11 protein-coding genes and 1 pseudogene are annotated in these 12,381 nt (G+C 67.1%); 9 read left to right on the top strand and 3 right to left on the bottom strand.

Annotated features, from left to right (window positions below):
• The first annotated feature begins 430 nt into the window (after window positions 1–430).
• The 6 genes from OG332_RS37010 to OG332_RS37035 all read left to right on the top strand — a co-directional run bounded on the left by OG332_RS37010 (window position 431) and on the right by OG332_RS37035 (window position 5,305).
• Complete coding sequence (locus OG332_RS37010; protein ID WP_327417515.1) at window positions 431–661, top strand: hypothetical protein; 231 nt, start codon at window positions 431–433, stop codon at window positions 659–661.
• Between the two features lie 115 nt (window positions 662–776).
• Entirely contained in the window at window positions 777–1,844 is a 1,068-nt protein-coding gene (locus tag OG332_RS37015) for a tyrosine-type recombinase/integrase (RefSeq protein WP_327417516.1), read from the top strand.
• Complete coding sequence (locus OG332_RS37020) at window positions 1,841–2,179, top strand: helix-turn-helix domain-containing protein (protein WP_327417517.1); 339 nt, start codon at window positions 1,841–1,843, stop codon at window positions 2,177–2,179. Before OG332_RS37015 ends, OG332_RS37020 begins: the two co-directional genes overlap by 4 nt.
• A 359-nt stretch (window positions 2,180–2,538) precedes the next feature.
• On the top strand, window positions 2,539–3,810 hold the full coding sequence (locus OG332_RS37025; RefSeq protein ID WP_327417518.1) for a hypothetical protein: 1,272 nt from the start codon (window positions 2,539–2,541) through the stop codon (window positions 3,808–3,810).
• Window positions 3,811–3,887: 77 nt separating this feature from the next.
• A complete protein-coding gene (locus tag OG332_RS37030) occupies window positions 3,888–4,634 on the top strand; it encodes a DUF5655 domain-containing protein (protein ID WP_327417519.1) in 747 nt (248 codons plus the stop codon).
• A 458-nt stretch (window positions 4,635–5,092) separates the two neighbouring features.
• Window positions 5,093–5,305: a cold-shock protein gene (locus OG332_RS37035; protein WP_327417520.1), complete on the top strand. Its 213-nt coding sequence runs from the start codon at window positions 5,093–5,095 to the stop codon at window positions 5,303–5,305.
• A 120-nt stretch (window positions 5,306–5,425) separates the two neighbouring features.
• Here OG332_RS37035 and OG332_RS37040 read toward each other — a convergent pair whose 3' ends face one another.
• On the bottom strand, window positions 5,426–6,655 hold the full coding sequence (locus tag OG332_RS37040; protein WP_327419489.1) for an IS701 family transposase: 1,230 nt from the start codon (window positions 6,653–6,655) through the stop codon (window positions 5,426–5,428).
• Between the two features lie 121 nt (window positions 6,656–6,776).
• Here OG332_RS37040 and OG332_RS37045 point away from each other — a divergent pair, with 121 nt between their 5' ends.
• A complete protein-coding gene (locus OG332_RS37045; protein WP_327417521.1) occupies window positions 6,777–8,042 on the top strand; it encodes an IS701 family transposase in 1,266 nt (421 codons plus the stop codon).
• A 321-nt stretch (window positions 8,043–8,363) separates the two neighbouring features.
• On the opposite strand, the gene OG332_RS37050 is transcribed toward OG332_RS37045, so the two are convergent.
• A complete protein-coding gene (locus OG332_RS37050) occupies window positions 8,364–9,620 on the bottom strand; it encodes an IS701 family transposase (protein WP_327417522.1) in 1,257 nt (418 codons plus the stop codon).
• A gap of 171 nt (window positions 9,621–9,791) precedes the next feature.
• Between OG332_RS37050 and OG332_RS37055 the strand changes: the two are divergent.
• Window positions 9,792–10,703: pseudogene (locus OG332_RS37055) on the top strand (IS5 family transposase).
• On the opposite strand, the gene OG332_RS37060 reads toward OG332_RS37055, so the two are convergent.
• Window positions 10,700–11,611: an ArsR/SmtB family transcription factor gene (locus OG332_RS37060; RefSeq protein ID WP_327417523.1), complete on the bottom strand. Its 912-nt coding sequence runs from the start codon at window positions 11,609–11,611 to the stop codon at window positions 10,700–10,702. The pseudogene OG332_RS37055 and the gene OG332_RS37060 sit on opposite strands and share 4 nt — an antisense overlap.
• A gap of 261 nt (window positions 11,612–11,872) precedes the next feature.
• Between OG332_RS37060 and OG332_RS37065 the strand changes: the two genes are divergently transcribed.
• Window positions 11,873–12,322, top strand: a complete 450-nt coding sequence (locus tag OG332_RS37065) for a hypothetical protein (protein ID WP_327417524.1) — start codon at window positions 11,873–11,875, stop codon at window positions 12,320–12,322.
• Window positions 12,323–12,381: the final 59 nt, after the last annotated feature.

Consider the following 12,381-nt stretch of genomic DNA (forward strand, 5'->3'; position numbering starts at 1 on the left):
GCAACCAAGATCGGACGGGCGAACTTGGCGACAGCGGTCTGGGCGGTGACGGTGTGTGGACGGTAGAAGCCAGTCGCTACAGACCGATGCGAACCGACTTCTGCCGGAGTGGCATTCATCGGGGCACAATTCTGCCTGTCGGGCGGAGGTTTCTGCGTAGGCGGTGAACATGCTGGGTGTCGGGACTTCTGAAGGAAGAGAAGGTCCTTAGAAAGCGCCTGCTCTATCCGCTGAGCTACGGGGGCTGGCCTGCGAAAACGCAGCTTCCGAACACGAGCCGTGTGTCGCTGTGCCACACATGTGCCACAAGGGTACGCGTGGGGCTTCCGGCTCCGGCCTTCAGCCTCTCACGGGATCTTTACATCCCCGAAGGTCGAGACGGAAACAATTCGGTCTCCGACGCTGTTGTGGCCCCTGGATACAGCGATGCATGGGGGTGCTGAGACTGAGGCTGTTCGATGTTAACGGTGGGGGCGCGGTGGAGATCACCGCGAGGCCGGCGGAGCTGGAACGCCACCTGCAGGACGTGGTCGAGGGGAACATGGAGCTCCTGCTCGGCGTCCGGTTCCTGGCGAGCGAGTACAGCACGGGGCCGGTTGACTCTCCTCCCGAGGGTTCCTCAAGCACACCGAAGCATGGTCTCGCCGCAGCGTGCGCCTGACCTGGAGGTCTATCCGTCCCACGCGAGAGGTTGTCCATCCCGATAGAATCTCGCAATTCCTGAGATAATATCGTCCAGTCCGATCAGTTGGCCAAATGGTCGAGCTGGAGGTTTCGTGTCCCTGGCGATCGTGCGAGACCTGCGTCCGGAACTGCGCTTGACGACGCCGGAGGAGCTCGCGGCCTTCGAGCAGGACCTGTTGTCCGAGTTCGTGCTCGCCCGGGCTTCGGCCGGCATCAGCGATGGGACGGTCGCCGGCGATGTCGGCGTGATCGTCGAAGTGCGCTCATGGTTCACGCGCCCGCTGTGGGAGATGGAACCTCGCGATCTGGACCGGTTCTTCGGCCGACATCAACAGGGCCTGGCTCATGCCACAAAGGTCCACAAGGCGCACTCTCTCAGCGTGTACTTCGAGTTCCTTGAACTACGGCACAAGCCCGCCATCCACAGGGCAACCGGCTATGTCGTCGAGTCGCCGTTGGATGAGATCAACCGGCCCCGTGGATCGACCCTGTCCCGGTTGCGGGTTCCGCCGCCGCTCGGGGAGGTCGACCATCTGTTCTCGGCTTGGCGTGACGAGGTGCCGCAGGCGCGTAAACCGTTGTCGATCGTCCGGAGTTACACCGCGATGAGGCTGGCGAGTCTGATAGGTCCCCGGGTCTCGGAGCTGAGCCTGGCGAACGTCGACGACATCCACTGGGAGCTCGGCCAGTTCGGAAAGATTCTTCTGCGGGGCAAGGGGAGGCGCGGCAAGAAGAAGGAACGGCTCGTCTCGCTGATCAACGGGAGCCGTTCGCTGCTGGAGTGGTGGGTCGACGGCCCCCGATGGCAGTGCGACGATCGGGTGGATGAGCCAGAGGCGCCGTTGTTCCCCTCGGAGCGGCGGGCCGCAGACGGCTCGAGCCTGCGGGTGGATACCGACACGCTCCGCCTGCATCTGAAGAAAATGGTCGCCCAGCACCTTCCTTCCCAGGCAGGCAAGCTGACGCCGCACACGCTTCGGCACTTCGCTGCCTCGGAGCTCTACCGTCAGGGCATGGATGTGGTGGCGATCCAAGAGCTGCTTGGCCACAAGTGGATCAACACCACCATGATCTACGTACACGTCAACCAGACTCATGTCGAGGACGCGTGGGTCCGTGCGGGTGAGCGTGGACGGGCGCGATTCGGAGGAGCGTCATGAAGTGGAACCTGCGGATGACCGCGGCCAAGCGGGACATCTGGAAGTCCTCCGAACTCCAGCGCATGCTGGCCGACGCGGGCTTGGTGATCAGTGCGGGCAAGATGTCCAACCTGTGGGCCGGACAGCCGGTGACTATCCGCCTGGACGATCTCGACGTGATCTGCGAGGTGCTGCAATGCGAGCCCAGCGATCTGCTTGTCCGTGAGCCCGAGAAGGCCCGCGCGAAACGACCGGAGCAGGATGAGAGCAGGGCGGCCATCCGTCCCGCTGTTGGTGAGAACCGTCGTCGGAGCGGCGGCGGCCCGGCCTCCCGCAACTTGATGCCGCCGTTGTGACGAAGGAAGCGAAGGCCAAGGGGCTTGGGACGCCTGAGAGTTGCGAGGTCTGCATGGCCTGGGGCCTGCACCCTAACCCGGGCGGCTCGAAGATCCTCTGCTATGCGTGCAGGGCATGGTGGTACAAGTATCCTGCCGACTCGTGCGGCACGTGCGGCGCGACCGTCCCCCTGCGTGACGGAGTCTGCCGGGCCTGCCGTCACCAGGCCGCATTCGTCGCCGGCCGTATCAAGGTCCCGTCAGCCGGCCACGGGGCCCGGTTGGACCTCACGGTCGCAGCCGCAACCGGGCACCAGACGTTTCTCGCTGACCTGATCAAATGGAATCGGCGCCACCACCTCACCGCAAGAACAGCGGAGGTGCCTGAGTTGCCGAGCGAGACGACGCACAGACACCCCCTGCTGCTGAAGCCGCCCGAGAGCATCCAACTCACGCTCTTCGAGCCGGTCCGGGACTTCCGGCGCTATCGGAACCCGAACGGCTCGAAGGGGCGCTCCTGGACAGGATTCACCCCGGCAGATCCCGGATATTCGGACTTCCTCGTCGATCGGGCCAGGGACGTCGCGGCGGTACGGGGCTGGAACCACTGCACCATCAAGCGCGTGAAGTGCGGCTTGATGATCCTCTCGGCCCTGCACCAGCCTTCCGAAAGGATCAAAGCCACCACGGTGCACGCACTCTCCCGGGACATCGATGTTCCCGCAGTCCATCTCATCGACATGCTCAACGATCTCGACATCCTGCTCGACGACGCACCCGACCCCCTCGAACAACTTGTCAGAGCTCACCTCACAGTGCTTCCCGAGCAGATACGCGTCGAGGTGACCGCCTACTTCGACATCCTCCGCAACGGAGCCCCCCGCCGCCGCCCCAGGTCGCCTCACACAGTCGGCATCCACCTGCGGCTGATCGTCCCGTTCACTGCCCAGTACTGTGCCCTCCGATACTCGACATTGAGGCAGGTCACCCCCGAGGACATTACTGACTGGCTGTCCAAACGGAACAACGTCCAGCGCGAAATCGTCGCGCTCCGGGACATGTTCAAGACGCTCAAGTCACAGCGGCTGATCTTCGCCGACCCAGCCCGACGCATCAGGCCCGGCAACACCCTCGTCAACCCGCCCACACCGGTCGCGGAAGACCAACTCAAACAAGTGGCCAGAGCCGCGGCTGAGAGCCCGGCCCTCCTGGCCGTCGTCGCCCTTGCCGGCATCCACGCCCTCTTCCCGCACGAGATCAGAATGCTCCAAGACTCCGACATCGAGCTGAGCACCGGGCGCCTCCGGCGGGCCGAGGTCAGCCGGCCCCTCGACGACTTCACCGCCGAAGCCATCCGCAAGTACCGGCGCTACCGTGACGCCCGCTGGCCGGACTCGGCAAACCCTCATCTCCTCCTCACCCAGCAGACAGCCAAGAGGAAGGGTCCAGTCAGCGACTTCTGGCTCAAGCGCCTGTTCAAGGGGCTGCCCGCCACGGCCGACAGCCTCCGCCAGGACCGGGTCCTCGAAGAAGCGATCGCTGCCGGACCCGATCCCCTCCGCATCTCCACCATGTTCAACCTCAGCGCCCAGGCCAGCTTGCGCTACACCCGCGCGGCCAGCCCGGCAGGCACCGAAACGACGACCGGGTAACCTGCGAACCCACGGCCAGAGAACCTCCAAATCCCCCAGCAGCACCTACAGTTCAGATTTCGATACCTTCAGAAATCGTGAACTCGCGGGGATTGCACGGAGGCAGGATCGACTCGCTCGGTATCGACGAGAACGGCTCGCCCGTCGTCGTCGAGTACAAGCGCGGACGTGACGCCGGAGTCATCACGCAGGGGCTCTTCTACCTGTCGTGGCTCGTCGACCACAAGGCGGAGTTCCAGCACCTGGTCCGCGACCGGCTCGGGGATGCGGCCGCGGCCCAGGTGCTGTGGAGCGCACCCAGGCTGATCTGCGTCGCGGAGGACTTCACGCGCTACGACGTCCACGCCGTACGCGAGATCCGCCGCAGCATCGACCTGGTCCGCTACAGCTACTTCGGCAGCGACCTGCTGGCCCTTGAGCCGGTGGCCTCCGTCGTCGCCGACGGAGCGGTCCGAACCGACCGCCGGCAGCGCAAGGTGGCGCCGGCGGACAGGGCGCCGTCCGGCGCTGGCGTCCCGGACCTGAGGGCTGCGCTGGAGGAGCTGCTCCTGGGGCTCGGTGACGACGTCAGCCGGATAGACCGCAAGCAGTACCGGGCGTACCGGACGCTGCGGAACTTCGCCTGCGTCAGCCACGGCCACCAGCAGGAAGTCGTCATGACCCTCCGCCTGTCGCCCAAGGACTTTGACCTCGTCCCCGGCTTCACCCGGGACGTCAGCGAGATTGGCCACCACGGCACGGGCGACCTCGAAGTTCGGCTGCGCACGGACCGTGATCTCCGCAGAGCGGAGCCACTGCTGCGGCAGGCCTACGAGGCTGTCTGACCGCACGGCGGGCGGAGGCGTCGAGTTGTGGTTCAGGCAGCAGCGTCGGCCTTTCGTGGTGCGAACAGGGGTGGCGGTGTCCTTCTATGATGCGGCGAATTCGGGAATTCGGAATTCGTGAAACCGCTGATATAGGAGGCCCCCGTCGCCCCGGGCTGTCCGATGCTCCACCCGGATCTCGACGGGGCACGGCCGTCCGTGAGCCGCAGCCTAGTGGCCGGGACGACGCGTAGCCGCCGCTTGACGGCTGCGCTGCATGCGCAGTGAGACCCCGCCGAGGGGGGGGATTCGGCGGGGTCTCACTCAGACAGTAGCTCTTCGGCGTGTGCATCGGGGCGTGACGGTGGCGGCCTGCGTGTTGGCTGTCCGAGCCTCGGGCGACCGACTGCGACCAACCCGTCAACCAGTCACCTATCCGAGTGGGTTTCATGATCGTCGGCATGGGCACGTATGGGCGCATGCAGCGAGGACGAGTGAAGTGGTTCAACACCACCAAGGGGTTCGGTTTCATCAAGCCGGAGGGCAGTGACCAAGACATCTTCGTCCACATTTCCGCCGTCTCGGCGGCAGGTCTGAACACCCTCAATGACGACCAGGAGATCGAGTTCGAGATCGAGGAGAACCAGAAGAACAGCAAGGCGTCCGCCATCAATCTGAAGGTTGTGGACTAGTAGTGCTTCGTTAGGTTCTGGGTCTGGTTCTGTTGCGGGGCAGGGGGTGGCCGCAGGTGGTGCAGGTGCCGGTCCAGCACCTCAACAGGTCCTGGAGTGCGTCGAGGACTTGGTAGAGGGTCAGGCCGGCGTGTGTGCTTTTGGGTCGAGCCGCCGGAGGGTGAGGAAGGCCTGGGCGGCGGTGACGAGGGTGACGTGGTGGTGCCAGCCGCGCCAGGTGCGGCCTTCGAAGTGGTCCAGGCCCAGGCCGTGCTTGAGTTCGCGGTAGTCGTGCTCGATCCGCCAGCGCATCTTCGCCCACCTCACCAGGTCGGCGGCGGGAGTGGTCGCGGGCAGATTCGACATCCAGTAGCCGGTCGGTTCCGCGGCATCGTCGGGCTGTTCGACCAGCAGCGTGCGCACGGGAAGGATTCCGTCCCACTGGTTGCGGCCCCCGCCCTGTTCCTGGGCGGTGCGGCAGGCTTCCCTGCCCGACGGACGCACTTCCAGGACAGCGAAACGCGAGGTCATGGGGCCCTTACTTCCCTGGCGCCAGGTGACTGCCTGGAAACAGGTGTCGGCATCAATGAAACTCGCCAGGGACCGGGCCGCCTCGCGGTAACGGGGCAGCGTGGGCGGCCCCAGCCCGCCGTAAGCCGGGTGGAACGGCTCGGCGGCGGCAGGCCGTGCGACCTCTTTGGGATCGACCGCCATCACGTAGGACCAGCCGCGTTCCTCCAGCGCGAGCCGGAAGGAGACACTGCGGCCGTAGCCGGCATCGGCCACGATCACCGGCACCCGCGGCAACCAGGTGGCGAGGCGGTCGAGCAGGCCCAGAGCCAGAGAGGTCTTGGACACATGCCCGACCTCCTCAGGCACCCCGGCCCTCCGCCGCTTCCCCTCGTCCGCCGCCCAGTCCTCGGGCAGGAACAACTCCCACTCCAACGGGCAGGACGCGAGGTCGGTCGCTGCGTGGACGCTGACCGCGACCTGGCAGTTGGCCGTCTTGCCCAGAGCGCCGCAGTACTGCCGGGCCACTCCCGCCGACGCCCTCCCGCACTTGGGAAACGACACGTCATCGACCACCCACACCTCGGGCCGGACAGCTTTCGTCAGCCGCTCGGAGATCCGCCGCCGCACCGGTAGCGGATCCCACGGCGACTGATTCACGAACTGCTGCAGGGCCTGCATGTTCCCGTCCGGTAACCGCTCGGCCATCGGCTGGATCGACTTACGCCGCCCGTCCAGCATCAAACCCCGCAGATAACACCCGCCCCACCGACGCTGATCCCGCCGCGGAAACGAAGCGAACACATCAGCAACGAACTCCGCCAACTCACCCCGGAGCCGTTCCACCTCCCCAAGCCTCATAACCGGAAGATGCCCACCATCAGGCGAGATCACCCGACGTAACGAAGCACTACTAGTAGTGCTTGGTCAGGTGAGGTGTGGTCGAGCGTGTCTTTCTGGTCCGGAGTTGCGTTGAGTGGGCATGACTCCGGACGAGATCGCTGTAGTGCGTGGCGAGTTGGAGGATTTCGCGGCGGAGGTGTTCGAGCCTTTCGCGCGGAACGATCAGCGTCGGTGGGGAAAGGTCTACCTGCGGGGCTTGCTGACCGACGGGCAGCGCAAGTCGGTCGAGCCGATGGCAGCACGGCTGGGTGAGGACGGGAACCGGCAGGCCCTGGCCCATTTCGTGACCACCAGCCCGTGGGATCCCGCCCATATCCGGGCCAGGCTGGCCTGGAAGATGGAAACGGCGGTCCGGCCGACCACTTTGATCTTTGATGACACCGGGTTCCTCAAAGACGGCAATGCCTCGGCGTGTGTGTCGCGGCAGTACACCGGCACCGCGGGCAAAGTCACCAACTGCCAGGTGGGAGTCTCGCTGCACATGGCGTCCGACCACGCCTCGGTGGCCATCGACTGGCGGCTGTTCCTGCCCGAGACCTGGGATCCCACATCGCCGAAAGCGGACCCGAACAAGGTCGCGCGACGCGGCGCCTGCCAGATCCCCGACGACGCCGGGCATGTGGAGAAGTGGCAGCTGGCACTCGACATGCTCGACGAGACCCGCTCGTGGGGCATTGAGGTGCCGCTGGCCGTCGCGGACGCCGGATACGGTGACGCCGCGGCCTTCCGCCACGGCCTTCAGGCCCGCGGCCTCAACTATGTGGTGGGAATCTCCACCACCCTCTCGGCCCAGCCCGGCCACGCGGTGCCGGCGGCCGAGCCGTACTCCGGGAACGGACGGCCACCAGTGGCGAAGTACCCGGACAAGCCGCAGTCGGTGAAACAGCTGGTCATCGCGGCGGGCCGGAAAACAGCGAAGCCGGTGCAATGGCGTGAGGGCTCCCGGCCCGGCACCGGCCGCAGCGGCTTCAAGCGGATCTACTCGCGGTTTGTGACCATGCGGATCCGGCCCGCCGGCCGCGAGGTCCGCCAGGCGGCCGACGGCCCGGAGCTGCCCGAGTGCTGGCTCCTGGCCGAGTGGCCCGCCGACCAGGCCGAACCCGTCCAGTTCTGGCTGTCCGACCTGCCCGCCGACACCCCGCTGACCACCCTGGTCCGCCTGGCCAAACTCCGCTGGCGCATCGAGCACGACTACCGCGAGATGAAACAGGCCCTGGGCCTGGCCCACTTCGAGGGCCGCACCTGGAACGGGTGGCACCACCACGTCACCCTCGTCTCCGTCGCCCATGCCTTCTGCACCCTGCAACGACTGGCCCAAGCCCCAAAAGACAGGGCGCCGGCCTGAGTCTCTACCGCATCGTCCGCGAGCTACAGACCCTCCTCGCGACATGGACCGGCGTCTGCCCCACCTGCCACCGCGGCATACCCGCACCAACACCAACCTGACCAAGCACTACTAGTGTCCTGCGCCGGAAGTCCGTGGACAGTTCCGGCATGCCTCGAACTGCCTGATCGGCGGCCGAGACTCGGCACCGGCGGCGCCGCAGATCTACCGATGGATTTCCGGCGCAGGACACTAGCCCCCGGCCCGTCCGTGATCTCGGCGGAGTACGGGCGGGCCGGGTACTCCGAAAGTCCCTAGTACTCCAGCCGTAGATCGTGATCTTCATGGCTGGGCGGCTGCTTGCCGTCGGTAGTGGCAGTCGCGGGCGCGGGCCTGATGTCGGCGTCGCCAGTGTGACCAGCGGAGTCGGTGCGCGAGGTCGTGGGCCCGGCTTGTCAGGGTGGTGAACAGGCGTTGGATCTCGTTGCAGGTCAAGGGGATCAGGTCGTCGGGGGCGGGGTGGTCGCGGCGCTCGGCGGCTGCGGTGACGGCGAGGAAGGCGTGGGCGAGCATCGCGAGGGTGACCCAGCGGTGCCAGGAGGTCCAGCGGCGGACCTGGTGCTCGTCCAGCCCCGCCAAGCCCTTGCCGGCCTGGAAGGTCTCCTCCACCGTCCAGCGCCGTCCGGCCACCCGCACCAGGTCGGACAGCGGGACGGAGTGGGGTGAGAAGCAGCGGTAGAAGGCGAGTTCGCCGCTTCTCCGGTTGCGGCGGACCAGCAGCCACCAGTGCCCGGGCCGGTCGGCGGGGCCGTGGATGTCGGCCTGGGCCCAGTCGTAGTACCGCTCGCCCTTGGCGCCCGCTCCGGCCGAGCGCCGCTGCCAGGCCCGTTTCGGGATCTTCGCCACGATGGCCTTGGCCGGGAACTTTCCCGCCACCGTGGCGACTTGGTGGGTGCTGGAGACTGCCAGGACGTAGCCGGTCCGGCGGTCTTCCAGCGCGGCCCGCAGGTGCGGGTTGTCGCCGTAGACCTCGTCGCCGGCGACCCAGCGGGCGGGCGTTCCCGCATCCAGGGCCCGGGTGATCATCCGAGCCGCCAGTACCGGCTTGGTCGTGAAGGTGAGGTCTTCGGGGATGCCGGCGGTCCGGCAGCGGTCGAGGTCGTCGGTCCACGAGCGCGGGACGTACAGGGCCCGGTCGATCGCGGCATGCCCGCAGGCGGCGGAGTAGACGAGGTAGACGGCGACCTGGGAGTTCTCGATCCGGCCCGCCGTGCCGGTGTACTGGCGCTGGACGCCGACCGTGGCGGTGCCCTTCTTCAGGTCGCCGGTCTCGTCGACCACCAGCACGGCTTCGTCATCGGCCAGGTGCTCGACCACGTAGGCGCGTACGTCGTCGCGGACCGCGTCGGCGTCCCACTTCGCGCGGTGCAGCAGGTGCTGCATGCCGTCCGGGGTGGAGTCGCCCGCGTGCTCGGCCAGCGTCCAGCAGTTCTTCCTTGGCAGGTCCGCCAGCAGGCCCAGCACCAACGCCGTTGCGTGGCGGCGTGGTTCGACTCGCGCGAACCGGCCCGCGATACGGCCCGTCAGCTGGTCGAACATCGACCGCCACCGGGCAGGCACTACGCTGTGACCTGCGGCCACTGCCTGATCTTCGTTGGTCGACACAACTCACGATGATCAACGGTGGCCGCAGCCGTCTCCGCACCGGCCCCGACCAGCAAGATCACGACCTACGGCTGGAGTACTAAGGCCTGTCTGATAATTGATCTTGTGGCAGGTCGAGGTGAGTTGACGGACACGGCGTGGGAGCGGATAGAGCCCTTGTTGCCGCAGGTGGACGGGCGTGGCCGTCCGTGGCGTGATCACCGGCAGGTGGTCAATGGTGTGCTTTGGCGGTTGCGGACCGGGGCTCCGTGGCGAGACTTGCCGGAGCGGTATGGGCCGTGGCAGACCGTCTACGAGCGGTTCGCCCGCTGGGAGGCGGATGGCACGTGGGCAAGGTTGTTGGAGCATGTGCAGGTCCGCGACGACGCGGTGGGCCGGGTGGAGTGGACCGTCGCCGTCGACTCCACCGTCAACCGTGCCCACCAGCACGCCGCCGGCGCACGTAAAAAGGGGCCGCAGACGGGGACGAACTGGAAAATCCGGGCCGCTCGCAGACGCGCCAGGCCCTCGGCCGGTCCCGAGGCGGGCTGACCACCAAGGTCCACCTCGCCGTCGACGGCCGGGGCCTGCCCCTGTCGATCGTGCTCACGCCCGGCAACGTCAACGACGCCACCGCCTTCGGTCAGGTCCTCGACGGGATCCGCGTTCCGAGAGCCGACGCCGGCCGCCCGCGCACGAGACCCGCCCGGGTCCTGGGCGACAAGGCCTACTCCAGCCGGGCGATCCGGCACCTGTTGCGGTGCCGCGGCATCGCCGTCACGATCCCCGAGCGCCGCGACCAAGCGGCCAACCGTCGGCGCCGAGGGCGCCTCGGCGGCCGGCCGCCCGCCTTCGACAAGGAGGTCTACCGCGACCGCAACGTCGTCGAACGATGCTTCGCACGCCTCAAGCAGTTCCGCGCGATCGCGACCAGGTTCGACAAGCTCGCCGACCGCTACCGCGCCGGAGTCGTCCTGGCCTCGCTGATCCTCTGGCTCCGCGAAACCAGTCCGTGATCATTTATCAGACACTGCCTAGACGCGGGCCGCTTCCAACAGACCTGCCGCGTGTGCGGTCCGCCGGTACAACACGTAGCGCCCCTCTCTGACCTTGGTGACGAGGCGTGCGCGGTGCAGGGCGCTGAGGTGGTAGGAGACGGTCCCTGGCGTGCATCCGATCCGGGCGGCGAGTTCTGCGGTGGACCGGGCGGTTTCGAGCTCCGCCAGTAAGGCCGCTCGGGTGTTGCCGACCACCTGCGCGATCCTTCCGGACCTGCGGTCCCGGTCGGCTCCGATCCGCTGGGCGGGGTAGTAGAGGACGAACTGCCCGGGGGTGTCGACCTGGATGACGACGTCGGGCCGGTTGAGCACGCTGGGGGCGAGGACCAGGTCCCGGCCGGTGACATCGATTTCACCGTCCCACGGCGTGGCGAGAGTGACCGCGTCGCCTGCCCAGGCCATGTCGGGATGAAGTGCTCCGATCACCCGGCCGACGCCCTGGGTGGCGATGGCCGTCCCGCGGTGGGCGATGTCCTGATCAAGGATCGAGCTTAGTTCGGGCCAGCCGTCGGCCAGGGCTTCGCGCCAGAACCGGGCGAGACCGTTGGCGAGATGCCGCTGCATACGCCCCGACTCCGCGATCCGGCGGGTTGTGGCCAGCAGCGGCCTGTTCCAGTGGGTCCGGGTGTGAGTGAAGACCTGGGTTAGGAGGTCGTCCTGCGCTGTGGCCTCGATCTGCGCGATCTGCTCGTCGATCAGGTCACGGCGCTGTGCGTCCGTCCCTGGCTGAGGGGTGAGCAGGTCGGGTATGTAGGTGTCGCCGTTCTGCGGCAACAGGTCCGCGAGCAGGGCAACGTCGGGATGGGCAAGTGACGCGCGGGCGAGTGGTCCGGGATGTCCGAACACCGGGTGCCGTCTCGACGCGGCAGTGAGTTTCAGCCACGCCATGGACTCCGACGCGGGGGAAGGGGCCAGCCGTGTCCTGGACACTGTGTCGGCGTCTACCCGCAGAGTGAGCACCGCCCCGACGGTAGCAGTCGTCGCGCTGGATTTGAACTGGCTCGAATGCTTTCCGGCGCGAGGTCCACGCGTGATTGAGTCCTGTTACCGGACAACGGCAGCAACGTTCACTGCCCGATCTGAGGCGGTCGCCTCCGCACGACGGTGAGGGCAGTCTGGTCTTCGTCACACCCCGACCGAGAGGGACCCATGAAACTGAAACGCCTTGTCGCCACAGCAGGAGCAGCCCTGCTGACCGCGTTGGTATTGCCGGCGGACGCCCACGCCGCTGCTGTTGCCTGCGGAGGCGGCGTCTCGACGCAGAACATCGGCGCCCGGGGCTGTATCTCCGCCGAACGATGGAACGACGGGCGGATCTACTGGCGCGACATCACCGCTCACGCCCTCCTCACCAACTCCCGTGCCCACGCCTCGTGGGTCGAGTACGAGGCGTACTCGACCACGGATGGCAGCTACTGGGACAAAATGGGCAGCGGTCGGATCATCGTGGAGCGGCGTTCCACCATCGGCCCGATCGCCATCGCCTCCACGACCCGCCTCTGTGACACGACCAAAGTCACGATCCGCGTCCACGTGAGGCCGGCGGGGGGAGCCTGGTCGAACTGGTCCAGCGCGGCCACCTCGCAGTGCCAGACCTGACACTGCCAGACCTCGCACACCGCAGCGCCCCCGCCTCCCGGAATTGGAGGACGGGGGCG

This window comes from Streptomyces sp. NBC_01233 (assembly GCF_035989305.1).
Taxonomy (GTDB): domain Bacteria; phylum Actinomycetota; class Actinomycetes; order Streptomycetales; family Streptomycetaceae; genus Streptomyces.

Coding starts and splice junctions, on each gene's coding strand:
- OG332_RS37045 (WP_327417521.1), top strand. CDS start 6,777: ATGACTCCGGACGAGATCGCTGTAGTGCGTGGCGAGTTGGAGGATTTC.
- OG332_RS37050 (WP_327417522.1), bottom strand. CDS start 9,620: ATGTTCGACCAGCTGACGGGCCGTATCGCGGGCCGGTTCGCGCGAGTC.
- OG332_RS37060 (WP_327417523.1), bottom strand. CDS start 11,611: ATGGCGTGGCTGAAACTCACTGCCGCGTCGAGACGGCACCCGGTGTTC.
- OG332_RS37065 (WP_327417524.1), top strand. CDS start 11,873: ATGAAACTGAAACGCCTTGTCGCCACAGCAGGAGCAGCCCTGCTGACC.
- OG332_RS37035 (WP_327417520.1), top strand. CDS start 5,093: ATGCAGCGAGGACGAGTGAAGTGGTTCAACACCACCAAGGGGTTCGGT.
- OG332_RS37040 (WP_327419489.1), bottom strand. CDS start 6,655: ATGAGGCTTGGGGAGGTGGAACGGCTCCGGGGTGAGTTGGCGGAGTTC.
- OG332_RS37010 (WP_327417515.1), top strand. CDS start 431: ATGGGGGTGCTGAGACTGAGGCTGTTCGATGTTAACGGTGGGGGCGCG.
- OG332_RS37020 (WP_327417517.1), top strand. CDS start 1,841: ATGAAGTGGAACCTGCGGATGACCGCGGCCAAGCGGGACATCTGGAAG.